Here is a 24,475-nt window from a genome sequence, read left to right as displayed (position 1 = left end):
CCCAGAGGGGTGCAGTAAATGGCCGACTATCTCGACGCGATTCGCCAGATGGATGCCGGGGGCGATGAGCCCGGCGGTTCTACAGGCCTGCCGGACCAGCAGTCGCCGCAGCAGTCGCCCGATCCGTACCTGGGCGCCGTGCAGCAGATGGCCAGCGAGACGCAGGCCTCGGCGACCGACACGCTTCTGGCCGCGCAGCAGTCCAAGCCGGACGCGGCCGGCCGCGCCATGACGCTCGCGCCGCAGGTGGGCGTGCCCGCGCCGGCCGTGGAGGCGGATCTTCCGACCTACGAGCAGCAGGCCCAGCTGCAGAAAAGCCGCCAGATCATGGCGCAGAACCCGGTGCTGGCGCAGTGGGTCGCGGCGAACCCTATGGCCGCGCGCGTGGCGCAGGACGATTTCGACAAGCTGGACCTGCTGTCCAAGTTGTCCACCGCTTTGAAAACCGGCGCCGACTCGGCGCTGGCGCAGAACCAGCTCGGGCGCCTGTACAGCGACAAGGCCCTGGGCGGTACTGGCATGACGGCCACGCCCAGCAGTCAAGACCTGGCCAGCGCCGAGCAAAACGCCGCGCAGGCCCAGACCTTGCAACTGCACGGCCTGATGGGTGGCGTGCAGCAGGTGGGTGGGTTTGTGGCCGGCATGTTCGACAACTTCCTGCATGCCCGCACTCAGCTTGAATCGGGCGCGGCCATGGGCGCGACCATAGGTGCCGCCACTGGCATGGAGTTCGGTGGCGTGGGCGCGCTGCCGGGCGCAGCCGCCGGAGCCATGACGGGGGGCGCGCTAGGCTTCGGCCTGGGCTGGAAGGCGGACATGGCGCGGGTGCAGTACGGCCTGACCTACCGCGCGCTCGACCAGATGCAGGACCAGGCGGGTAATCCGCTCTCGGAAACCGCCAAGCAGGCCGGCGCCGCGCTGTCGGGCGCGCTGACCTTCGGCCTGGCGCAGGCCGGCGGCGTGGCCACCAGCCGCGTGACGCAGGCGGCGGTGCAGCCTTTCGTGGCCGACGCGGTCAGCCAAGCCATGGCCCGGCCGACCGTGCAGGCGGCGCTGCGCAATTTCACGGTCGCAGCTGCGCGCGGGGGCTTGGAAGGCGCGGCGTTGAACGCCGGCATGGAGGCCGCGAGCATCGCGGGCGAAGAGCTGGGCAAGCAGGTGAGCCCGGGGCAGTTCAATACGGTATTCAACGATCCGCAGACGCGGCAGGCCGCGATCACCCGGCTGGCCGATGCCGCCGAGTCCGGTGCGCTCCTGTTTGGCGGCATGCACATGGCCGGCGCAAGCCTTGGCCTGGGTGGTGACATGCTGCGCGTGCGCCAGGCCCAGGCGGATATGCAGACCTTTCAGGGCTTGCAGGACGGCGCGGCACAGAGCGCCACGCGCGACCGCAACCTGCAGGCTTTCCAGTCCTTCATGCAGAGCCAGCTGGGCGGCTCGCCGGCGGAAAACCTGTATGTGCCGGCCGAGCGCATCGCGCAGGTCTACCAGCAGCACGGCGTAGAGCCTGGCGCTGGCGACCCGCTTTTCGGGTTCGTGCCCGACATGGCCAAGCAGCTCGAGCAGGCCGGGCCGCTCGGGGGCGATGTGGTCATCCCGACAGCGGACTACCTCACCCACATGGCCGGTACCGACGTCTCGCGTGAGCTGCTGCCCGACATTCGCGTGCGCCAGGACGGCATGTCTTACCGGGAGAGCCGGGACCACCTGGCCAGTCAGCAACAAGCCATGGTCGACACGGCGGCCAAACTCGTGGCCGACAAGCAGACGCCCGACGTGCGAGAGAACCAGCTGCAGCAGATCCACGACGACGTGGCACGACAGCTGGACAGTGCCGGCGTGACCTCGCCGGATGTGAACCAGAGCTACGCCGCGATGCACCAGGCCTTCTACGACACCACGTCGGCCAGGCTGGGCATCTCGCCGGCCGAGTTGTACAACCGGGTCAAGCCGAACATCCGGGGTCTGGCGGATTCGGCGCCGGATGGCACGCAGTACGACCAGGCCGCCAAGCAGTTCGGCGGCTCGCTTCCCGACCTGGCCAAAGCCCTGACCGAAGACAGGAAGAACAACGCCTACTTCGTGCCGATCGATAGCCCGACGGCAGACAGCGCGGCGCGCATCCTGGACGCTACCGGCATTGACGTAGTCGGCGGTCGGGCGCTTTCCTATGGCAGCGACGTAATCTCGGATCTACGCGAGCATCCCGATCTGGGCGCGGACGACTGGCAGCAGGCCGCGTCGATGATCAACAATTTCGACCAGGCCGGGCGCAGTATTGCGCAGCGCGGCACCCAGGGCGAACGTGTCACGCTGACAAAAGACCTAGGCAACGGGGAAAGCCATGGCGCCGTGTTCGAAGTCTTGAACGGGCGGCCGGGGCGCCGGCTGGTGCTGAAAAGCTTTGTCCGTGACAAAACCAGCAAGGTAAACAACTGGTTTGAGTCGAACACCAGGGAGAAGCTGGATTCCGGCTTCATGCGCGCGGGTGGGGACTCCCGCCTTCCCAATAACGCCGGGGGCGCCAACGCAGACCACCCCGGAATCCAGGCTGACAGTGTAGGTCAGGGCGGCGAGGACCTCAATCAGGACGCGCGCGGCACGTTCGGCCCTGCCACCAACACCATCAGCCTGCTGGAAAAGGCGGACTTGTCCACCTTCCTGCACGAGTCCGGGCATTTCTTCCTGAACACCCTGCGCGACATCGCGGCGCGGGCCGACGCCCCGGACAGCATTCGCCAGGATATGGCGAGCCTGGGCGAGTGGTACCGCGGCAACGCCGGCGACGTGGCTGGCGAGGCCAGCAAGTACGCCGGCCAGGACGTAACGCCGGACCATGTGCACGCCTACCTGGACAACGGCACGACCGGGGATGCAGCCCGCGATGCCGCTATCGACCGGGCGCAGCATGAGCAATTCGCCCGCGGCTTCGAGAAATACCTGTTCGAAGGCCACGCCCCGACGGCTGAAATCCAGGGCCTATTTTCTCGGTTCCGGTCCTGGCTGCTCAATGTCTACGACGCCTTGTCGCGCCTGGGCGTGAACCTCACGCCGGAGGTGCGCGGCGTCTTCGACCGGATGCTGGCCAGCGACCAAGCCATCGCCGACGCCGAGCGCGTGCGCGGGTACAAGGCACTGTTCGACTCGCCCGAAGCCGCCGAGGCGGCCGGCATGTCACGCGAAGCCTACGAGGCGTACCGGCAGGACGATCAGGCCGCGACCGCCGAGGCGCAGAATGAGCTGCAAGCCCGCAGCTTGCGCAACATGCAGTGGTTTGCCAACGCCAAGGCCGGCGAGATAGCACGCTTGCAGAAGGAAGCCGCCGCGGCGCGCAAGGACGTGAAAGCGGAGGTCACCAAGCAGATCGAGGCCGAACCGATCGAGCGCGCCCGCGCCTGGCTGAAAAAGGGCGAGATGACCGCCGACAACGGCGAGCAGGTCAAGGCCGACAAGGGTTTCCGGCTCAACACCGACGACCTGAAAGCCATGTACCCGGACAGCATGCTGGCGCGGCCTGACCTCACCAACTTGCGCGGCCTGACCGCCAGGGACGGCCTGCACCCTGACCTGGTGGCCGAGATGTTCGGCCTGCCATCGGGCGATGCCATGGTGCGCGAACTGGTGGACGGCGAATCGCGCCAGTCCAAGATCGAAGGCTTAACCGACGCCATCATGCTCGAGCGCCACGGCGATTTGACCGACCCGCAGAGCATGGAGCGCGCCGCCGAGGCCGCCATCCACAACGATATGCGCGCCCGCGTCCTCGCCGCTGAGTTCAAGGCGCTGGGCAAGATGACCGGGTCGGCGCGCGACCTGTCCCGCGCTGCAGAGGAAGCTGCCAGGGTGGCCATTGCAGCCAAGAAGGTCGGCGACCTGCGCCCGGCGCAGTACCGCGCCGCCGAGGCGCGCGCCGGCCGGGCGGCCCAGGAGGCGCTGGCGCGCGGCGACACGATGGAAGCCGCCGCCCAGAAGCGCGCCCAGCTGCTGAACAACCGCCTCTTCAAGGAGTCCACGGACGCAGTGACTGAGGCGCAGAAGATCGTGCGTGATCAGCAGCGCTTCGACAAGGCCGGCATCCGCAAGAAAATGGACCCGGATATCCTGGACCAGATCGACGCGCTGCGCGAGCGCTTCGACTTCCGGCAGAATCCTCCCGACGGCCCGAGCAAGGAGCATGTCAGCCTGCAAACCTGGGTCGACTCCCAGAAGACGGCGTATTACTCGCCGTACCAGCACCCGGACATGATGAACGAGCGCTTCCGAGCGCATTACAAAAACCTGACCATGGAGCAGTTGCGCGGGTTCCATGACACGGTCGGCAGCATGGAGACGGTCGCGCGCGATCGCAAGCAGGTCACCGTAGACGGGCGCAAGCTCGCCACGGATGCCGTGGTCGATGACCTGGTGGCCAAGATGAAAGAGCGCGGCGAGCAGTTCAAGCTGGAAGACCAGCTGCAACTGCCCAGCCGCGACCGCGGCGATCCGCTCTGGCGTGTCGCCTTGGACCGCTCGGCCTCGCTCATCCGTACGCTGGGCGCGGAGCTGAAAACTCAGTCCCACAAGGCCAATTACTACGACCGGCACGAAGTCTTGGGGCCTTTCGCCCGGACAATCTTCAACCGGGTGATGGACGCGAGCTACCGCAAGAACGATATGCTGCGCGCGCTGTCCTCGGAATTTGGCCGTATTGCCGACAGCCTGGGGCGCGAGTGGCAGGACAGCCTAGCCCAGAAGGTCACCAACACGCGGTTGCTGGACGACCAGTTGACCGAAAAATACCGGCGCCCGGTGTACCGCGATCTGACGCGCGGCGACATGCTGGGCATCGCCCGGCACGTGGGCAACGAGTCCAATTTCGACAAGCTCACCAAAGGCATGCAGTGGGAGCCCGAGGCCGTGTGGCGTTTTCTCGGGGAGAACATGACACCCAAGGACTGGCAGGCTACGCAAGCCACCTGGGATGCTTTCGAGAAATTCTGGCCCGACATGGTGGAGATGAATCGCCGGCTCGGCAACACGTCGCCAGACCGCATCGAGCCGCGCGCCTTCACCACGCCGGACGGTATCGAGATGCGCGGCGGTTACGCGCCGATCGACTACGACCCGCTGCGCTCGCGCTTTGGTGAGAAGGAATCCGGCGCCAATGCCATCGATCCCGGCAACGGGCTGCTGGGTACGGCGTACTTCCGCGCGGACACCACGACCAACGGGTCGCTCAATGCCCGCACGGGGTACAACGACCGCATCGACCTGGGTTACCACAGCGTCGAGAAGCGCCTGCATGACACCATTCACGACTTGGCGTACCGCGAGGCGCTGCTGGACGTAAACAAAATCCTATCGAACCGACGGTTCCGAGATGCGTTCAATGCGACCTATGGCCGCGAGCAGTACAAGGAATTGCAGAAGTGGGTCGGCGGCATCGCCAACAGCCCGAATATGGATCCGAAGGCCAGCGTTCTGACGAAGATCATGGAGTCGACGCGCCATGCCATGGTTGCCAACGGGATCGCCTTCCGGGTGTCGACTATTCTCAAGCACGGCGGGAGTGCTGGTGCTAAGTCGGTCGGCTATTTCTCCGGGGGCGGCGGCAAGTATCTCGCCGCGCGGGCGGCTCGCATGGTAACGGACCACGCCGGGCAGATCCGCAGTGCGATCGAGAAATTCCCGGAGATCCGCGCGCGCGCCATGCAGCAAGATCGGGACTACAAGGAGGCGGTGTCATCCCTGTTTCATCCCGAAAGTCGGCGGGGCAAGGCCGAACGCTACGGGCATTCGATCGTGGCGTTTGCCGACCTGTGCTCAGCGGTCCCTACGGCCTGGGCGGCCTACGACCGGGCGATTACCGAGGGCGTTCCGGTCAACCGCGGCGGCACCGGCCGGCCTATGTCCGAGGCGGATGCTGTGGCCTACGCGAATCAGATCGTGCGCGAGGCCCACGGTGGCAACACCGAGGCCGCGCGATCGAACATCATGCAGAACCGCAATGAGGCGGTGAAGATGATGACCACGCTGTACGGCTTCATGAACAACAGCTACGGGCAGATGACCGACATGGCCGACAAGCTGCGCACCTATGGATTCAGCAAGCCCGAAGTCCTGGCGCGATTCATGGCGGCGGCCATCGTTCCCGCACTGGTAGCCGGCTGGGTTGAAGGAAAGGACGAGGCAGAAGGCTGGGGGGCGTGGGTGGCCAAGGCCATTGGCGGGGAAATTGCCAGCACGGTGCCGATGTTGCGCGAAGCTGTGGGAATGCTAAAGGGGTATTCGAACGTCGGCTTGCCGTCGCTCATGCAGACGCTGGCCGCGATCAAAAAGCCCTTCCAGGACGTCTACGAGGCCGCGCAGGGCAAGCCCACGCACGCGCCGATTAAGGATGCTGGCAATGCCCTGGGCTTGATGGTCCCGGGCCTGGGCCAGCTGAGCGCCAGCCTGCAGGGGGCCCACGACATTGCCGCTGGCACATACCAGCCACAAGGACTTGGCGATGCCGCGCGCGCTGTACTGATGGGCCAGGAGCACCGCTAATCAGTGCGGAAGGTCAGCAGAGTCCGACACCAGTTTGTAGCCGGCCTTCTGGTAGACCCGAATGCAGTTATCCACCTGCAGCTTGAAATTAAGGCTCCCCCAGGGGTCGACGCGGCACTCCACGGTTTGCTTTGTCTCGGGGTTTTGCAGAACAGCAATTCTTGCTGCTGAGCCAGTGCTGGCACACCCTGCGAGGATTGCAGGCAGGGCAATGGGTAGAAAATTACTTAGTCGCATTTTGAGCCTTTGCTTTTTTGTGCTCGCTAGATCGTCGCTGGCCGATTTTTATCTACTACTTTTCCTATACCTTCGGCATGACTGATAGCCACCGCGGGCCAGCGCTATGAGTAGCAGGCGAAAAGTACCTAATCACTGACATCGCTTGGTCAATCGGCGATTCGCATACCAGAAGTCGGTGCCAGACAGTATCGACTTCTGGTCCAGATGACTTGCGATCGACGCTCTTCATGTGGATCAAGCGATCTCGAAGCTTCGTGAGCGCCTGCAGGTTTGAATACGCCCGGTGTATTCCTTTTGGCGATTTGATTCCCAGCGCTTGAGGAAGAAAGGTCGACACTTTTTCAGCCAATGAGGCTCGACGTTCAATCTCGTCCTTCGAGAGCACCTCTACTATGCCATTTCGGTTCTGGCGTTCGTAGGTGCGATCCACCGGCAACAATTCATTCACGTATGCCTCAACGGCAGTATGTGCGCACACTACCGCTTCAAACATTTGCTCGAGGTAGGTGAATGCCGTTTCATCATTTAGTCCGATATTCTTCTCGCGAGTCTTACTGAAGATATGTTCGCGCCGAATAAGTTGCGCACCTGCGTATGCGCACCGCGCGACGTTCAAAAACAGTGCCGACGCATTGGGGATCGATATCGTAAGAGTCTGCTTTCTATTCAAGCGTGCAATGGTTGCCACTTTTATCAATGAGCCCGCTGGCGCAGTTTCGCCTGTCCAAGGCGACGTCCAGTCGTTCGCAAGGGTCGTCACTGTATTGAGACGCCAATCGGCCGTTTCAAGCGTTTCCAAAGCGTTGTCCTTTACGGCGCGAGATTGTAGTTCTGCATGGCCCGGGATACCACTGTTGCCGCGATCGGTGCGCATGTGTCCGTTGGTCTATCTACCTGCGGGTGGATACGAGCCCAGACGTTGGGGGCTTGGAGAATGTGCTCGGGTGATATGCCACGATGTGATGGTATCCCCCATCGACCGATGAGCAGCAGGTCTCCCATGCTACCTCCGACCAAACGTCCGAAACGGATGGGGGCATAACTGGAATTTACCGTGACTGTGCGTCGAGCTCAACCGACGAAAATCTAGGTACACAATTTCATCTCAAAGGCTGATCGCTACACCCCGCAACACTATTATCGATGCGACGACGAAGGCTACCCCACCAAGTACCGGACCTAGATCCCAAATCTCGAACCACCACCACACTATTCGCAAGTGCAATTCAGGACTATTTCTAGAGGGAAAAAAATTGGTTATGCCATAAGAGAGGGCTTTGTAATGATGCCAGAGACCTCCAACCCCTAGAGCGATGCCCACCAGATATAGATCAGTCGCCCATAATCCGTAGGGCTTAAGCATATGCAAGATTGTCGGCGGATTTTTGGAAGCGAGCGCCTGCATAAAACCAAGTACGGCAACAATAGCGCCAGCATTGAGTACTAAAACAGCTTTTACAAACTGAATGTAGTATTCAGTCATCCGAGATAAAACGACGCGCATGGTCTCCAAATTCGCCTGGGTGGTCTGGCTTATATCTTCCAAGGCTTTTCTCCTTGTTATAGGTTTACGGGGACGTCTGTAGGAATCCTAGCGTTGAGCAGCGACTCAATGCAGTTCCTCGCGCTACTGCGAAATTTCGTCCAGTGGGTCAAAGCACCACTCCGACCGGCTCCAATACAGAATTGATTTACCTAGCTCATGGAAAAGCGGTTCCGCCTCTACACCTTGCAGGGCATGACTTAGAACGTATGCAGAGACGTCTGCAAGTTCGAAAAATATTGATAGATCACCGGCTTCTGTCGAGGGAGCAATGTGAAATATTTTTTCTGGCGGAGCTCCTGCGGTTGTATAGCCGGGAATCCAATTATGGGCTTGCTTTCTTTCGTCACCAAATAGTCGAGCTTTAGTCTTGTCCTTTGACGCGTATATGTCGCAGTCTGTTGCTAGTGGTCCTTGATCATTCGAGGCAGGCCCCCAACACATCTGAGCAAGCATTCCAAGCATTCCTTTAGGATCGCTATGCATAGACTCTTCTCTCGTGTCTCCCTCTGCGTTGCTAAGAGTGAGCGGTATGGAATCTTTCCCGCCAAAAAATTTAGCGTAGCTTTCCTCTAAAACGTAGCTGTAGCGAACATAGACATATCGCTCATTCATCAGATCAATAATTCGCCGAATCAAAAAACTCGCTTGATCTTGGTTCAAGTGGCCTAGCCCTTTCTTCTGTCTGTCGTGGCCACTAAAGAGGGTGCGACAGTGAATAGGTGTCTTCGCGGGAAAGCGAAATTCCATCTTGATGCGTTTGAGTTGTCGTAGTGCTTTCGTCAAATTTTGACGCGGCACGATAGCGTAGGCGAATACAAGCGTGCCTTTATATTGGCTGTCGTCACCAAAGGCTAGAAAAGGCGCATCGCTTCTATTTCCGATATGGATTGTGTTGTCGCCTTGTTGGTCTGACATCGATTCTCCCGCGAATTGAATAGGCTTACCTAGCGATTGATTCACTGCCCAGCGTAAAGAGTGTTGTAGCCAACGCCGTAGCGATGCGGATGGCGGCTAGCCTGGCGGACGCTAACCCGCGGTTGATGTCGACGAACCATATCTACAATTCGGTCGGCTTCATTGCATCGGCATCCGACAGTAATGCGTACAAGTGCAGTTTCGCTGATGTCCACCAGACTGTTAACCGCAGTCGGCATATTCGGAGATGGATCCCGCTGGTCTTTCGCGATGACGCGATATTCTTGTTCGTAGCCCCATACGTCCGATTTTGTGAGTAGCGCTTTGATCATCGCGTTGTCCTCGTGCTCAAGTAGCGTGCCCGCCGGCAATGTCGGCTGATACACGACCTTGCATGCGCCGATAAAGGGTTCAGTCCGCACATCGAATTGAAGACACACGCCGGTATGATTCTTCGCGTAATGTGACCACATCAGCAGGTTGTCGTCTCTCGGTGTCAAGCAATAAACGCGATAGTTGGTTTCGATATTTTTGGCCAAATCCTGCGAGCATTGCTCCACGAGCCAGTTCAGTAATCCTGGCTTTGTTCGCATTTCTTCCTCATCACTTTGTCTCGGGGACTTTGCATATTTCAAAAACTGCGCGATGTGTGCATCCCGCATCGCAGGATCATCTAGCGTGTCAAGATCGAACCACGGCTTACAGTCCCATGGGTCGTTAAACCGCGATGGTGATGGCATGTAAATTACTCGGTCGCGTAAGGTCTGTTCCAGGTATCTAGGCCAATCGTCTGAAAAAGGCTGGTAGTGGTGTAAATACCGGATACCGTCCTGTTCTGCAGTAGTCGCTGGCATTTTCTGGCTCGATGAATAACGATTTGCCAGTTTTACTACGCGTTATTGCTTCGCGTTGGCGCTTCTGTGTTGTATAGTGGTTTCGCTGCCGCACCAACGGTAGCCCGGGGTGAGAGCCGGAAATCACAAAGGCGGACGACCGCCTGCTGGCGGTATTTTTTCGTCCGTATGCCTTGCGCGCCTTCTTTGGGCGGGCCTTGGCGGGGGTGCGCTTGCGCACGCCGGGTTCCTTTGTGTCCGGTCTCTCAACCCTGCTTCGTGCCCGCCCACCTCGTTTGAGAGCGAGGGGCGGGTTGAACCGCAAACAAGGAGTCATGCCATGGCTGGTCAAATCACGTCTGCGCCCGCGCACCCCATCACGACACCAACTGAGCTGGTCGTCTGCCTCAACCCCTACAACCTCGATTACTGCGAATACTTCGGCACCCGTGCCATGCTTGAGGCTGAAGGCATTTTGCCCGAGAACATCAATTGGCCGGAGGGCTTCGACGGCAACCGTTGGGACGACGGCCGCTTCAAGTATTGGCTGCGCCGGGTGCGTCCCGAGGGAATCAAAGGCCCGAAAAAGGCATTCCTTGGCGTTGATTGGTGGATGTTGCGCTGGGAACTGCTCAATGGCCTCAGCTTCGCCGAGCGCGCCTTGGCCCAGAAGAGGAAGGAACTGGAGGACATGCTCCACCGGCAGAGTCCGGCCGGCATGCTGAAGAGCTGCGCCGCAGAGAAGCAGTATTGGGCTGCCCGCAAAGACGACAAATTCCAGGCGTTCAAGGCCCTTGTCCCCGGTCTGGTGCGACCTCGCCGCGATCGGAAACCTCGGAACGTTACTCAGACTCAGGAGGCGTAACCATGGATACTCAACCGCCCAGCGGGGCGCTGGAATGAATACGGTCTTCATCCTGCTGGCCCAGTACGGCGCCAGCGCCATCAATCCGATCGAGCGCGTGTGTGCCGACTATTTCCGGCGCCTGACGCCGGAAATGCTGGTGCGCAAGATCAGCGCCGGCGAGATCGCGTTGCCCCAGGTGCGCATGGAGAGTTCGAAGAAAGCGGCCAAGGGTGTGCATCTCGAAGACTTGGCCAAATGGATCGACGCCAGGCGGGCCGCCGCGGTCAAAGAATGCGCGCAGCTCTGCGACCGTGATTGACTGCTCGTGGTTACGATGAGGTTACGAGACAGCGACAAAGCAAAAGGCCAACCCCGAGAGGTTGGCCTAAGTGCTTGAATCGACTGGTGCCGGCAATAGGAGTCGAACCTACGACCTTCGCATTACGAATGCGCTGCTCTACCAACTGAGCTATGCCGGCGGCAAAGACCGCTATCTTATCAGAGTCTTTGGTGGCGGGCAAAATAACCAAGAGCGCGCATGTTCGGTCGGCGGTTCGTTGTTTGCGATGCGGCGGCACCTGTGTTGTGTGCTTCCTTATTTGCACACCAAAAAAAACTCGTGCATAATCTCGTTTCTCCGCTGTTCCCCAATAGCTCAGTCGGTAGAGCGCCGGACTGTTAATCCGTAGGTCCCTGGTTCGAGCCCAGGTTGGGGAGCCAAAAAATTAAAAGGCCAATCTCGCAAGGGATTGGCCTTTTGCTTTGCACGGGCCGATTTGCTCGGCACGATTTTGTGCCCCGCTTGCAGGCTCTTTTTTGGGGGCTTCTTTTGAGCGCCCGCATGAGCGCCGATAAGATAGGCCCACCATCCAAATAGGCCCGTCCGCATAGGATCTTCGCATAGCGTCCCGCATTATGTCTGCCTACAGCCCGCAAGCCGACGCTCGCATTCCTCTTACGATACTTACCGGCTTTTTGGGCAGCGGCAAGACCACGCTGCTCAATCGCCTGGTCCGCGATTCCGCCTACGCCGACGCGGCAGTGATCATCAACGAGTTCGGCGAAATCGGCGTGGACCATCATCTGGTGCGCGGCGTGCAAGGCCGCATCGCCTTGATCGAGGGCGGCTGCATCTGTTGCACGGCCAGCGGCGGGGTCGCCGATGCGTTGCGCGATCTGTTCCTGGCCGCCGTGCGCCGCCAGATTCGGCCCTTCAAGCATGTGCTGGTCGAGACCACAGGCCTGGCCGGCCCGGCGCCGTTGCTGTTCACCCTGCGGCACGATCCCTTCCTGGCCGAGCGTTACGCCTACCGCGGTACGATCGCCGTGGCCGACGCACAGCATTTTCCGCAACAGTTAAACGCACAGCCCGAAGCGGCACAGCAGATTGCGTTGGCCGACGTCGTTGCCATCAGCAAGGCCGACCTTGCTCGCGCCGAACAAGTCGAGTGTGCACGCGAGGCGGTGCTGGGCATCAATCCGGGGGCGGTCGTGGCGGTGCTGCGGCCCGAACTGGAGCTGGATGCGAGTTTGCGGGACGTGCGCCGCGAGGCAGGGGCGAATACATCGGGGCAGATGACGCGTTGGCTGAGCGCATTCACGCGCGTCAGGGGGGCGCCGCATGCCGGCGTGTCCCATGCCGTGCTGAACCTGTCGCGGCCGATTGTCCGGTCGGCCTTCCTGGCGGGAATAGACGCGCTGCAGGCTCGCCATGGCGAAGCGCTGTTGCGGGTCAAGGGCGTTGTGCGGTTCGTGGGGGAGGCGGAGCCTTGTGCGGTGCATGGTGTGCATCGGCAGCTTTATCCCCTGGAGCCGCTGTCGGGGGACGACGGACCGGGCGCGCCGCCGTCGCGTCTGGTTTTCATTCTCAGGGGCGAGTCGGCGCAAACGTTGCTGGCGGAGGCTGCCCGTCTTCTGGAGTCGGAAGCCTAGCCGGGTCGGTCGTCCCCAAAAAGGCGGGCCTCGCGTCCGGATTACGGTTGGTCTTGGGGGCGGAGCGTTACAGGTATATAATCTTCTTATTCATGTCGCCTGCCTGCTCCTTGGCACTGTTTCAAGGGGCGTAAGGGCTCCGGCAAGCTGCCGCAGATGCTCGGTGCATCTGATATGAGGCAGGTACGTGGCAACTCGCCGCCCGCAAATCTCCAAAAACGCCGCGGCGCACTGTTGTCCACGTACGACACATTCAATCGTTCTTGATTTAACGCTTTCGGCCGTGCCGAGAGCATGCCGATGCGGCTTAAAGCCGCGATAGCGCCGGATTCGACGTCTGGCTGCGTGGGCAGGTTTGAACCTACGTTCGGGTTTTGTATATCGATGAGTGACAACGAGGCGCTACTGGTCCTGGAAACTGCGTTGCTTTGCGCATCCCAGCCGATGCAGATGGCAGAGCTGCGCAAGCTGTTCGGCGAAGAGTCGGAGATCGACAACGCGAAGCTGATTCCGTGGCTGGAGACGCTCCAGCTGCAGTGGGTGGACCGCGGGTTGGAACTGGTGCAGCTGGCTTCCGGATGGCGTTTCCAGAGCCGGCCGCAGATGCAGCGCTATCTTGAAAGGCTCAATCCCGAAAAGCCGCCCAAATACTCTCGCGCGGTGCTCGAGACCTTGGCGATCATTGCCTGGCGCCAGCCGGTCACACGCGGCGATATCGAAGACATACGCGGCGTGACCGTCTCTTCGCAGATCGTCAAGACGCTGGAAGACCGGGGCTGGATCGAAGCCATCGGTCATCGCGATGCACCGGGCCGTCCGGCGCTTTTTGGCACGACGCGCCAGTTCCTCGACGACCTGGGGCTGCGCGCGCTGGATGAACTGCCTGCGCTTGAGGCCGCCGATCCGGCGACTGTGCTGGCCGGGTTGGATCTGGGCGAAGCGGCCGGCGCAAATCCGGATGAGGCGGCGAACCCGGAGGCACAAGCCGCTGGTAAGGGCCAAGACGACGTTCCCGTCGACGACGACGCAAAGGTCGATGTCGACACAGGGCTCGAAGTGCTGCACGCCGAAGAAACGACCGCCGCGCACGAAGCGGCGATAGATGCCGCCGAAGAGGCTCTTGTCTCTGCGGCGAACCTTGAACAAGACAACGAGCCCGTCGAAGACGACGAGCCCTCTCAAGTTTGATCTGCGGAGCTGTCTCAGTGACAACCGATTCCGATACACAACAAGAAACATCCCTGCCCGAGTCGTCCGACGCGGGCGCCTCGCAGGGCGCCGCTTCGCCCGATTCCGAGGCCCGCGGCCGAGGCCGCAAGCTGCGTACGCCCTTCCGCCGTCGCCGTGGCGACGCCGTTGCGGCGGAGGGGGGAGAGCCTGCCGAGAAGACCGAAAGCAAGCCGGCCGAGGGCAAGCAAGCCGAAGGCAAGCAGCAAACCGAACGCAAGCCCAAGCGCGGCCCGCGCAAGTCCGCCGGCAAATCTGCCGGCCGAGGCCATGCCGAGCAGGCCTCCGATGCCGTGGCTGCGCAGGCGAGCGTCGAGACCGCCGATACGCACGAGCTCGAACGCGAAGCCGAACAGGCGCTGGCCTACCTCGACGCCAACGATCGCACCGAGCAGCGGCTGGGCAAGTACCTGAACAGCGATGCCGCGATGCCCAAACTGCACAAGGTGCTCGCTGAAGCCGGGATTGGCTCGCGCCGCGAGATGGAAGAGCTCATCGTGGCCGGCCGCGTGTCGGTCAACGGCGAACCGGCGCATATCGGTCAGCGCGTCGCGCCCAACGATCAGGTGCGCGTTAACGGCAAGCCCATCAATCGCCAGAGCGCCAAGAAGCTGCCGCGTGTCATTCTTTATCACAAGCCGGCCGGTGAAATCGTCAGCCACGACGATCCGGGCGGCCGGGCCAGCGTGTTCGCGCGCCTGCCCAAGCTGCGCACCGGCAAGTGGCTGTCGGTGGGGCGCCTGGACCTGAACACCGAGGGTCTTTTGATCTTCACGACGTCGGGCGACATGGCCAACCGCATCATGCACCCGCGCTACGGCACCGAACGCGAGTATGCGGTGCGCGTGCTGGGCGAAATGGACGAAGCTCAGCGCAAGTCCCTGGTCGAAGGCATCGACCTGGAGGACGGCAAGGCCGCCTTCGGTGCGCTCGATTATCTGGGCGGCGACGGCAGCAACCGCTGGTACCGCGTCACCCTGCAAGAAGGGCGCAACCGCGAAGTGCGCCGCATGTTCGAGGCGGTTGGCGTCACCGTCAGCCGCCTGATCCGCACGCGCTTCGGCGACATCGTGCTGCCGCGCAATCTGCGCCGCGGCCGCTGGGAAGAGGTCGATGTGCAACTGGTCAGCGCGCTTATGGTGCAGCTGGGCCTGCTGCGCGACGATGACGGTGAAGGGCGGCGCGAAAAGCAGCCCAAATCGCATGAAAATGCGCTGCCGCCGGGCTTTGGTACGATGGACCGCAACGGCATGAACGGCGCGCGCATCAGCCGCCGCGGCAACCTGCAGGGCGGCGGCAAGGGCAGCGCCGGTTCGGTGCGCTCCTCGCCGTCCGATCCCTTCGGCACCGGACTGATGATCGCGGGCGGCTATGCCAACGGACATCCCATGGGAGGCGACAAGCCCAGCGGCGGCGGCAAGCGCGGCCCGGCCAAGGGTCGAGGCCAAGGCAAACCCCAAGGGCCAGGCCAAGGCAAACCCCAGGGCCAACAGGCTCAAGGCCAGCAAGGGCAAGGCCAGGGCAAGGGCAAGCGTCCGGCCAAGGCGGGCGGCCCCAAATTCGCGGCTGGCAATCCCGGCGTCAGCGGCAACGTAGCCGCCAAGAAGCGAGCGGGAGGCGCCAACAAGGTCAAACCGCGCAAGCAGGGTGGACGCGGCGACGATTGGCAGCCCAGCGGCGCTGCAGCGCACGAATCACGCCTGGGTTTCCTGGGCGGTCGGGGACGTAACGACAGGTAAATCCCGCTTAACTGGGGCTCGATTCGGGTAAACCCCGGATAAATTGGGTATTTTTTGCATTTTTCTGGTAGACTCTTGGGTTTATCGGCGGCGTTTTCGGGCGCGGCCCGCTTTGCACAGGTGAAGCGAGGGCAAAAGCAGTGCTTGCAAGATGGGCGCTGTCATCCGAAAGCGGCGCGAAAACGGCGGCAGCGTTAGCGCGATCGCCGAATGCAAAGAACAACTGAGGCCTGGCCTGGCGCGTGTTTCATTCGCTCCGGGTTCGCGGCGATACGGTGGGCTGTGCGATGACAGCCCATTTTTTTTGAACGTTAGGGATGCATAGGGCAAGGCCGTGGCGGCAAGATCCGGCACGGCAATGCCTGCAGTGAAATCGAAGTGGCAGATCTATTTGCAATGACCCGCGAAGCCTTGGCAGGCATGGGCGTCGAGCTCATCGACGTCGAGCGTGCCGCCATGGGCTTGCTGCGCGTGACCATCGACAAGGAAGATGGCGTGCGCATCGAGGATTGCGAGCAGGTGTCGCGCCAGCTGTCGCGCGTGTACGAGGTCGAGAACATCGACTATCGGCGCCTCGAAGTGGGTTCGCCGGGTGTCGACCGGCCGCTGCGCGGCGAGGCGGATTTCCGGCGCTTTGCCGGCTCGCGCATCGAAATCAAGCTGCGCGAGGCGATCGACGGTCGCAAGGTATATACGGGCATTCTGCGCGCGCCGGAAGCAGTGGGCGATAAGGCCGCGGGCGAAGCCGCCGCGCGTTCGGCGTTCGGTCTGGAATTTGAGGCAAAAAAGAACGATATCCAAGTGCTGAGCTTCACGCTCGATGACGTCGAGCGCGCCAAGCTGGATCCCGTTCTGGATTTCAAGGGCAAAAAGCGATGAGTCGCGAAATTCTTCTGTTGGTCGATGCGCTGGCGCGTGAAAAAAACGTCACGCGCGACACCGTGTTCACGGCGCTCGAAAGCGCGCTGGCTTCGGCCATGAAAAAGCGCTTCAAGGACGACGCCGACATCCGTGTCGCCATCGACCGCGATAGCGGCAGCCACGAGGGCTTTCGCCGCTGGCTGGTCGTGCCCGACGAGGCCGGTTTGCAAGAGCCCGACAAGCAGGAACTGCTGTCCGATGCGCTCGAGATCGTGCCCGGCATCGAGGTGGGCGAGTACATCGAAGAGCCCCTCGAGCCGGTCGAATTCGGCCGTATCGGCGCTCAGGCTGCCAAGCAAGCCATTCTGCAGAAAATCCGCGATGCCGAGCGCGAGCAGGTTCTGAACGACTTTCTCGACCGCGGCGAAACCATCGTTTCCGGCACCGTCAAGCGCATGGACAAGGGCGACGCCATCATTGAGACCGGCAAGGTCGAGGCCCGCCTGCCGCGCAGCGAGATGATCCCGAAAGAAAATCTGCGCATCAGCGACCGCGTACGTGCTTTCGTGCTGCGCGTCGACAGCACGCTGCGCGGCCAGCAGGTCATCCTCTCGCGCACCTCGCCCGATTTCATCCGCCAGCTCTTCGAAAACGAAGTGCCCGAGATCGAACAGGGCCTGCTCGAGATCAAGGCGGCTGCCCGCGATCCCGGCGTGCGCGCCAAGATCGCCGTGGTGGCCTACGACAAGCGCATCGATCCCATCGGCACCTGTGTGGGCATGCGCGGTTCGCGCGTCACCGCCGTACGCAACGAGCTGGGCGGCGAGCAGGTCGACATCGTGCTGTGGTCGGATGATCCCGCTCAGTTCGTGATCGGCGCGCTGGCTCCGGCCAACGTCGAATCGATCGTGGTCGACGAAGACAAGCACGCCATGGACGTGGTGGTCGACGAAGAAAACCTGCCCAAGGCCATCGGCGCCAAGGGCCAGAACGTGCGTCTGGCTTCCGAGCTGACCGGTTGGCAGATCAACATCATGTCGCCGGAAGAAAGCCAGAACCGCCAGGAGACCGAACGCTCCGCGTTGCGCGCGGCCTTCATGAACAAGCTGGATGTCGACGAAGAAGTGGCCGACATCCTGATCGACGAAGGTTTCACCGGGCTGGAAGAAATCGCCTACGTGCCCATGCAAGAGCTTCTGGAAATCGAGTCCTTCGACGAGGACACGATCAACGAGCTGCGCGTTCGCGCTCGCAACGCGCTGCTGACCGAAGCCATCGCTCAGGAAGAGCGCCTCGAAACCGCGCAGGACCTGCTCGAGCTCGAGGGCATGACCCCCGAGCTGGCGGCACGTTTGTCCGAGCACAAGGTACTCACTCGCGACGACCTGGCCGAGTTGGCCACCGACGAGCTTGCCGAGATCGGCTCGCTGGACGAGAAAGCGGCCAGCGATCTGATCATGCGCGCCCGCGCCCATTGGTTCGACGAAGAGTGAAGACCATGGCGCGTTGAAGAAAAATCGCCGTGTCGCGTCTAGCGCGGACGGTCTGTAGAAGATAGCTGCAAAGGAAGATAGCCTAATGTCGAGCAATACCGTCGCCCAGTTCGCCACCGAACTGAAAATGCCTGCCAACGTGCTGCTGGAGCAGCTGCGTTCGGCTGGTGTCGACCTCAAGTCGGTGGACGATGCCGTCACCGACAGCGACAAGGCGAAGTTGCTCGATTCGCTGCGCCGCGCCCATGGCGGCAGCGAGGGCAAGAAGATCACGCTGACTCGTCGCCAGACCTCGGAAATCCGCCAGGCCGACGCGACCGGGCGTTCGCGCACCATTCAAGTCGAGGTGCGCAAGAAGCGCGTCTTCGTCAAGCGCGATCCCGCCGAGCTGGCGGCAGAACAGGTTGCGGCGGAAGAAAAAGCCGTCGCCGAAACCGTTATCGATGCCGCAGAAGCCAAGGCGGTTGAACCCGCGGCGCCCGCACCGCAGATCGAACTCGCGGCAACTCCCGAGTTCGAGAATCACGTTTCCATGCCGTCGGCCGAGCCCCAGCCGGCCGCGCCTGAGCAGGCCGCGCCCGTTGCCGAACCGGTGGTCGAAGCGACCGAGGCCCAGTCTGCCTCCGAACCTGCTCCCGAGCCCGTGCAGGAAGCGGTCGAGCCGGTTGCCGCCGAGCCTGTGTCGGCCGAGCCCGTGTCCGTCGAGCCTGAGCCGGTTGCCGAGGCGCAAGTCGAAGCTCCCAAGGCCGAAGCCGAACCTGTCGTGACGACCAAGCGCAAAGCTGCGGCCGAACCGGTGCGTGCGCCTGTCAGCAATGATGATCGCGACGCGGCCCGCCGCGCCTCCGAGGCCGAAGCGGCAGCCCTGCGCGAAATGCTGAACCGCCCGCGCAAGGTGCTGCGTGCGCCCGAACCCGAGCCGGCCGCCGCCTTGTCTGGCACGCTGCACAAGCCGGCGGGCAAGGGCGCTGCCAAGAAGGACGCCAAGCCCGGTGCTGGCGTCGGTGCCAAGAAAACCATCAAGACCGCCGAGGTGGCATCCACCTGGACGGACGACGCCTCGCGCAAGAAGCCGGCCGACAAGCCTGCGGCCAACACCCGCGACAGCGGCTGGCGCGCTGGCGGCAAGGGCGCTGGCGGCAAGGGTGGCAAGGGCGGACGGAACGCCCGCAACCAGCAGACCGATCGTCGCGCCGAACCCGCACAGCAGGAATTCATCGCGCGCGAAGTTCACGTGCCCGAAACCATCAGCGTGGCCGATCTGGCGCACAAGATGTCCGTCAAGGCTGCCGAAGTCATCAAGGTGCTGATGAAACTGGGCCAGATGGTCACCATCAACCAGGTGCTGGATCAGGAAACCGCCATGATCGTGGTCGAGGAGCTCGGTCACGTTGCCATCGCAGCCAAGCTGGACGATCCGGAAGCCTTCCTGGACGAATCGCCCGTCGTCAACGAAGCCGAACTGCTGCCGCGCGCGCCCGTGGTTACCGTCATGGGCCACGTCGACCACGGCAAGACGTCGCTGCTCGACTACATTCGCCGCGCCAAAGTCGCTGCAGGCGAAGCCGGCGGCATCACGCAGCACATCGGCGCCTATCACGTGGAAACCGATCGTGGCATGGTGACCTTCCTCGACACCCCGGGCCACGAGGCGTTCACCGCCATGCGTGCCCGCGGCGCTCAGGCCACCGACATCGTCATTCTGGTGGTGGCGGCCGACGACGGCGTCATGCCGCAGACCAAGGAAGCCATCAGCCATGCCAAGGCGGCCGGCGTGCCGCTGGTCGTGGCGGTCAACAAGATCGACAAGCACGAAGCCAACCCCGACCGCGTCAAGCAGGAACTGGTGGCCGAGGAAGTGGTGCCTGAAGAGTACGGCGGCGACGTGCCTTTCGTGCCCGTGTCGGCCAAGACCGGCCAGGGCATCGACGATCTGCTCGAACATGTGCTGCTGCAAGCCGAAGTGCTGGAACTGAAAGCGCCGGTAGACGCGCCCGCCAAGGGCCTGGTCATCGAAGCGCGTCTGGACAAGGGGCGCGGCCCGGTCGCGACCATCCTGGTCCAGAGCGGCACGTTGCGTCGCGGCGACGCGGTGCTGGCCGGCGCGAGCTTCGGCCGCGTGCGCGCCATGCTGGACGAGAACGGCAAGCCCATCCAGGAAGCCGGTCCTTCGATTCCGGTGGAAATCCAGGGTCTGACCGAGGTGCCCGCTGCCGGCGACGAGATCATGGTGCTGTCCGACGAACGCAAGGCGCGCGAAATCGCGCTGTTCCGTCAAGGCAAGTTCCGCGACGTCAAGCTGGCCCGTCAACAGGCCGCCAAGCTCGAATCCATGTTCGACAATCTGGGCGAGGGCACGCAGACCTTGCCGCTCATCGTCAAGACCGACGTGCAGGGTTCGCAGGAAGCGCTGGTTGCCTCGCTTACCAAGCTTTCCACCCCCGAGGTGCGGGTGCAGGTGGTGCATGCCGCGGTGGGCGGCGTTTCCGAGTCCGACGTCAACCTGGCAATTGCCTCGAACGCGGTGGTCATCGGCTTCAATGTCCGGGCCGATCAAAGTGCCAAGAAGCTGGCCGAGAACAACGGCATCGATCTGCGCTACTACAACATCATCTATGACGCCGTGGACGATGTGAAGGCGGCCATGTCCGGCATGCTGGCTCCCGAGAAGAAGGAAGAGATCATCGGCTTGGTCGAGATCCGTGAGGTCTTCTCGGTGTCCAAGATCGGCAATATCGCTGGTTGCATGGTGCTCGACGGCGTTGTCAAGCGCGATGCGCAAGTGCGTCTGCTGCGCAACAACGTCGTTTCCTGGACTGGCCAGCTCGATTCGCTGCGCCGCTTCAAGGATGACGTCAAGGAAGTCAGGTCCGGCTTCGATTGCGGCCTGACCCTGCGCAACAACAACGACATCCAGGTGGGCGACCAACTGGAAGTGTTCGAGATCAAGGAAGTCGCCCGCACCCTGTAAGGTGCCGCGTTTTTCAAGCCAGTCATGAGCCGCCATAAGTCCAAATCCATCCCCGGCCGCAATCTGCGGCTGGCCGACCAGATCCAGAAGGATCTGGCCGAGATCGTCCAGCGCGAGGTCGATGTCTCGCGCTCGGGCCTGATCACGATTTCGGGAGTGGAACTGTCGGCCGACTATGCGCACGCCAAGGTGTATTTCACCGTGCTAGGCGCCGAACCCGACGCGACCGCGGCGTTGCTCAACGACAAGGCCGGCTGGCTGCATTCCCTTCTGTACAAGTTGCTGCACATCCACACGGTGCCCACGCTGCGCTTCTATCATGATCCGCAGACCGAGCGCGCCATTGCGATGTCCTCGCTGATCGATCGCGCCACACGCTCCGATTCCGGTGCGGCGTCCGGCGTCCCTGACGAGCCTGAAGACCAGCCCTGAGGGCTGTCGTCGGCGACTTTTTCCGGATTGCGACGATGGCCAGGAGACGCGGGCAACCGCTCGATGGAGTGCTATTGCTGGACAAACCCGTGGGCTTGTCCAGCAATCACGCCCTGCAGCGCGCCAAACGTACGCTGGATGCGGCCAAGGCCGGTCATACCGGCACGCTGGACCCGTTCGCCACGGGCCTGCTGGTGTGCTGCATGGGCCGTGCGACCAAGATTTCCGGCGCCATGCTCGGCGCCGACAAGACGTATCTCGCCACGCTGCAGTTTGGCGAAGAGACCGACAGCGGCGACCTGACGGGCATCGTCACGACGCGTGCGCAGACGAATTTCGCCGGCGTGGACGAGCAGGCATTGCGCGACGTGCTGTCACGCTTTACGGGTGAAATAGAACAGATTCCGCCCATGTATTCGGCGCTCAAGCGCGACGGCAAGCCGCTGTATGAATACGCGCGCCAGGGCATCGAGCTCGAGCGCGAACCGCGGCGGGTCACGATTTACCGCAACGAACTGCTGTCCTGCACCGGGTTGCAGGCAGTAATCGAAGTGGATTGCAGCAAAGGGACTTACATCCGCACGCTGGCCCAGGACATCGGCCGCGAGCTGGGTTGCTACGCCCACTTGACTGCGCTGCGGCGCACGCGCGTCGGCCCGTTCACACTGGACCGCGCCGTCACGCTGGACGCTTTGCAGGCCGCCGACGATCCCAAGTCGTCGCTGGTGGACTTGAACGAATTACCGGCGGGGCTTTTGCCGCCGGGCCGCTCCCAGGGCCAAAATGCCCCCTTGGGGGCAGCGAACTGAAAGTGAGCGCGGGGGGGCTTTTCCCCCTCTAGCCAAAACAAACTCTTGAAGGATTGATTATGTCTCGCGCTCTGCGCAACATCGCCATCATTGCCCACGTCGACCACGGCAAGACCACGCTGGTCGACCAGCTGCTGCGCCAGTCCGGCACCTTCCGCGATAACCAAGCGGTGGCCGAACGCGTCATGGATTCCAACGATCTGGAAAAAGAGCGCGGCATCACCATCCTGGCCAAGAACTGCGCCGTCGAATACGGCGACACGCACATCAACATCGTCGACACCCCGGGACACGCCGACTTCGGCGGCGAGGTCGAGCGCGTGCTGTCCATGGTCGACGGCGTGCTGCTTCTGGTCGACGCGGTCGAAGGCCCCATGCCCCAGACCATCTTCGTCACGCGCAAAGCGCTGGCCCTGGGCCTCAAACCCATCGTCGTGGTCAACAAGATCGACCGCCCGGGCGCTCGTCCCGACTACGTCATCAACGCCACGTTCGAGCTGTTCGACAAGCTGGGCGCCACCGAAGAGCAGCTGGACTTCCCCGTGGTCTATGCTTCGGGCCTGTCCGGCTACGCCGGCCTGACCGACGACGTGCGCGAAGGCGACATGCGTCCGCTGTTCGACACCGTGCTCAAGTACGTGCCGCAGCGCAACGACGACATCGACGGCCCGCTGCAGATGCAGATCATCTCGCTGGACTACAACAGCTACGTCGGCAAGATCGGCGTGGGCCGCATCAACCGTGGCCGCATGAAGCCGGGCATGGACGTGGCCTTTCGCGATGGCCCGGACGGCGCGATCAAGCGCGGCCGCGTCAACCAGGTCCTGATGTTCAAGGGCCTGGAGCGCGAGCAGGTGCAGGAAGCCGAAGCCGGCGACATCGTGCTCGTCAACGGTATCGAAGACCTCAACATCGGCACCACCATCACGGCCGTGGACACGCCCGAAGCCTTCCCCCTGCTGAAGGTCGACGAGCCGACCCTGACCATGAACTTCATGGTCAATACCTCGCCCCTGGCCGGCCGCGAAGGCAAGTTCGTGACCAGCCGCCAGCTGCGCGACCGCCTGGACCGCGAGCTTAAGTCCAATGTGGCATTGCGCGTGCGCGAGACGGGCGACGATACGGTGTTCGAAGTGGCGGGTCGTGGCGAGTTGCACCTGACCATCCTGCTGGAAAACATGCGTCGCGAAGGCTACGAGCTGGCGGTCTCGCGTCCGCGCGTGGTGTTCAAGGAAATCGACGGGGTGAAGTGCGAACCCTTCGAAGCCCTGACGGTGGACGTGGAAGACGAGCACCAGGGCGGCGTGATGGAAGAGCTGGGCCGCCGCAAGGGCGATCTGCAGGACATGCAGCCGGACGGCCGCGGCCGCACCCGCCTGGAATACATCATCCCGGCACGCGGCCTGATCGGCTTCCAGAACGAGTTCCTGACGCTCACGCGCGGCACCGGACTGATGAGCCATACCTTCCACGAGTATGCACCCGTCAAGGAAGGCTCGATCGGCGAGCGCCGCAACGGCGTGCTCATCAGCCAGGACAACGGCGACGCCGTGGCCTATGCGCTGTGGAAGCTGCAGGACCGCGGACGCATGTTCGTCAGTCCCGGCGAAGCGCTGTACGAGGGCATGATCATCGGCATCCACAGCCGCGACAACGACCTGGTGGTCAACCCCATCAAGGGCAAGCAGCTCACCAACGTTCGCGCTTCCGGCACCGACGAAGCCGTGCGCCTGGTGCCGCCCATCCAGATCACCCTGGAATACGCGGTGGAATTCATCGACGACGACGAACTGGTCGAACTGACGCCCAAGTCGATCCGCCTGCGCAAGCGCTACCTGCAAGAACACGAGCGCCGCAAGGCTGCGCGCGAAGGCGTTTGATAGCGCGTTGTTTGTAGCTGGGCAGGTAATACGCCGGGCCCGTTCGCTGTATGCGGACGGGTCTTTTTTTTGAGTTCTTGAGACGCCGTCGACAGGACTGCGGGAGTTCCGATGCTCGCCCGTTGGGCCCCGGTTGGCCGGCCCTGCGCTTCGGACTCCCTCCGCCCAATCGCCGGCTTTCCGCATCAATAGGCACAAGGCTTTTAAACCTCCGAATGAGAC

15 protein-coding genes, 2 tRNA genes and 1 pseudogene are annotated in these 24,475 nt (G+C 62.4%); 13 read left to right on the top strand and 5 right to left on the bottom strand.

Annotated elements, in window-relative coordinates; translation table 11 throughout:
- Positions 1-18: 18 nt before the first annotated feature.
- Positions 19-6,528 carry a hypothetical protein gene (locus ACTHJ1_RS09300; RefSeq protein ID WP_440191055.1) on the top strand — a complete coding sequence of 2,170 codons (6,510 nt, stop codon included), beginning with the start codon at positions 19-21 and terminating at the stop codon, positions 6,526-6,528.
- A gap of 301 nt (positions 6,529-6,829) precedes the next feature.
- On the opposite strand, the gene ACTHJ1_RS09295 is transcribed toward ACTHJ1_RS09300, so the two are convergent.
- The 4 genes from ACTHJ1_RS09295 to ACTHJ1_RS09280 all read right to left on the bottom strand — a co-directional run bounded on the left by ACTHJ1_RS09295 (position 6,830) and on the right by ACTHJ1_RS09280 (position 9,969).
- Entirely contained in the window at positions 6,830-7,642 is an 813-nt protein-coding gene (locus ACTHJ1_RS09295) for a hypothetical protein (RefSeq protein WP_440191052.1), read from the bottom strand.
- 231 nt (positions 7,643-7,873) lie between these two features.
- Positions 7,874-8,314: a hypothetical protein gene (locus tag ACTHJ1_RS09290; RefSeq protein WP_440191049.1), complete on the bottom strand. Its 441-nt coding sequence runs from the start codon at positions 8,312-8,314 to the stop codon at positions 7,874-7,876.
- Positions 8,315-8,395: 81 nt separating this feature from the next.
- The gene (locus tag ACTHJ1_RS09285; protein ID WP_440191046.1) at positions 8,396-9,229 is read right to left on the bottom strand and encodes a hypothetical protein; all 834 of its coding nucleotides are present in this window, start codon (positions 9,227-9,229) and stop codon (positions 8,396-8,398) included.
- Between the two features lie 41 nt (positions 9,230-9,270).
- The gene (locus tag ACTHJ1_RS09280) at positions 9,271-9,969 is read right to left on the bottom strand and encodes a DUF2971 domain-containing protein (RefSeq protein ID WP_440191043.1); all 699 of its coding nucleotides are present in this window, start codon (positions 9,967-9,969) and stop codon (positions 9,271-9,273) included.
- 433 nt (positions 9,970-10,402) lie between these two features.
- Here ACTHJ1_RS09280 and ACTHJ1_RS09275 point away from each other — a divergent pair, with 433 nt between their 5' ends.
- Complete coding sequence (locus tag ACTHJ1_RS09275) at positions 10,403-10,927, top strand: hypothetical protein (protein WP_440191040.1); 525 nt, start codon at positions 10,403-10,405, stop codon at positions 10,925-10,927.
- A gap of 34 nt (positions 10,928-10,961) precedes the next feature.
- Positions 10,962-11,228 carry a pyocin activator PrtN family protein gene (locus ACTHJ1_RS09270; RefSeq protein WP_440191037.1) on the top strand — a complete coding sequence of 89 codons (267 nt, stop codon included), beginning with the start codon at positions 10,962-10,964 and terminating at the stop codon, positions 11,226-11,228.
- Between the two features lie 84 nt (positions 11,229-11,312).
- On the opposite strand, the gene ACTHJ1_RS09265 is transcribed toward ACTHJ1_RS09270, so the two are convergent.
- Positions 11,313-11,388 (bottom strand) — tRNA-Thr (locus ACTHJ1_RS09265).
- Positions 11,389-11,553: 165 nt separating this feature from the next.
- On the opposite strand from ACTHJ1_RS09265, the gene ACTHJ1_RS09260 reads away from it, so the two are divergent.
- The 10 genes and pseudogenes from ACTHJ1_RS09260 (at position 11,554) to typA (ending at position 24,253) form a co-directional block, all read left to right on the top strand.
- A tRNA-Asn gene (locus tag ACTHJ1_RS09260) sits at positions 11,554-11,629 on the top strand.
- 195 nt (positions 11,630-11,824) lie between these two features.
- Positions 11,825-12,841, top strand: coding sequence for a CobW family GTP-binding protein (locus ACTHJ1_RS09255; RefSeq protein ID WP_440191034.1), 1,017 nt, complete (start codon positions 11,825-11,827; stop codon positions 12,839-12,841).
- Between the two features lie 384 nt (positions 12,842-13,225).
- Positions 13,226-13,981: pseudogene (scpB, locus tag ACTHJ1_RS09250) on the top strand (SMC-Scp complex subunit ScpB); the annotation flags it as partial.
- A gap of 65 nt (positions 13,982-14,046) precedes the next feature.
- The gene (gene rluB, locus ACTHJ1_RS09245) at positions 14,047-15,807 is read left to right on the top strand and encodes a 23S rRNA pseudouridine(2605) synthase RluB (RefSeq protein ID WP_440191031.1); all 1,761 of its coding nucleotides are present in this window, start codon (positions 14,047-14,049) and stop codon (positions 15,805-15,807) included.
- A 378-nt stretch (positions 15,808-16,185) separates the two neighbouring features.
- Complete coding sequence (gene rimP, locus ACTHJ1_RS09240; RefSeq protein WP_440191028.1) at positions 16,186-16,686, top strand: ribosome maturation factor RimP; 501 nt, start codon at positions 16,186-16,188, stop codon at positions 16,684-16,686.
- The gene (gene nusA / locus ACTHJ1_RS09235) at positions 16,683-18,161 is read left to right on the top strand and encodes a transcription termination factor NusA (RefSeq protein WP_440191025.1); all 1,479 of its coding nucleotides are present in this window, start codon (positions 16,683-16,685) and stop codon (positions 18,159-18,161) included. The genes rimP and nusA overlap by 4 nt, the downstream gene beginning before the upstream one ends.
- Positions 18,162-18,246: 85 nt before the next feature.
- Positions 18,247-21,132 carry a translation initiation factor IF-2 gene (infB, locus tag ACTHJ1_RS09230; RefSeq protein WP_440191022.1) on the top strand — a complete coding sequence of 962 codons (2,886 nt, stop codon included), beginning with the start codon at positions 18,247-18,249 and terminating at the stop codon, positions 21,130-21,132.
- Between the two features lie 24 nt (positions 21,133-21,156).
- Entirely contained in the window at positions 21,157-21,564 is a 408-nt protein-coding gene (rbfA, locus tag ACTHJ1_RS09225) for a 30S ribosome-binding factor RbfA (protein ID WP_440191019.1), read from the top strand.
- A gap of 35 nt (positions 21,565-21,599) precedes the next feature.
- A complete protein-coding gene (gene truB, locus ACTHJ1_RS09220; protein WP_440191016.1) occupies positions 21,600-22,373 on the top strand; it encodes a tRNA pseudouridine(55) synthase TruB in 774 nt (257 codons plus the stop codon).
- Positions 22,374-22,432: 59 nt separating this feature from the next.
- Complete coding sequence (gene typA, locus ACTHJ1_RS09215) at positions 22,433-24,253, top strand: translational GTPase TypA (RefSeq protein WP_440191013.1); 1,821 nt, start codon at positions 22,433-22,435, stop codon at positions 24,251-24,253.
- The last annotated feature ends 222 nt before the right edge of the window (positions 24,254-24,475 follow it).

Origin of the sequence: Bordetella sp., from assembly GCF_051960075.1 — a bacterium.
Taxonomy (GTDB): domain Bacteria; phylum Pseudomonadota; class Gammaproteobacteria; order Burkholderiales; family Burkholderiaceae_B; genus Bordetella.
Note: the sequence above shows the minus strand (reverse complement) of the source record. Positions and strands in the feature narration are given on the sequence as shown.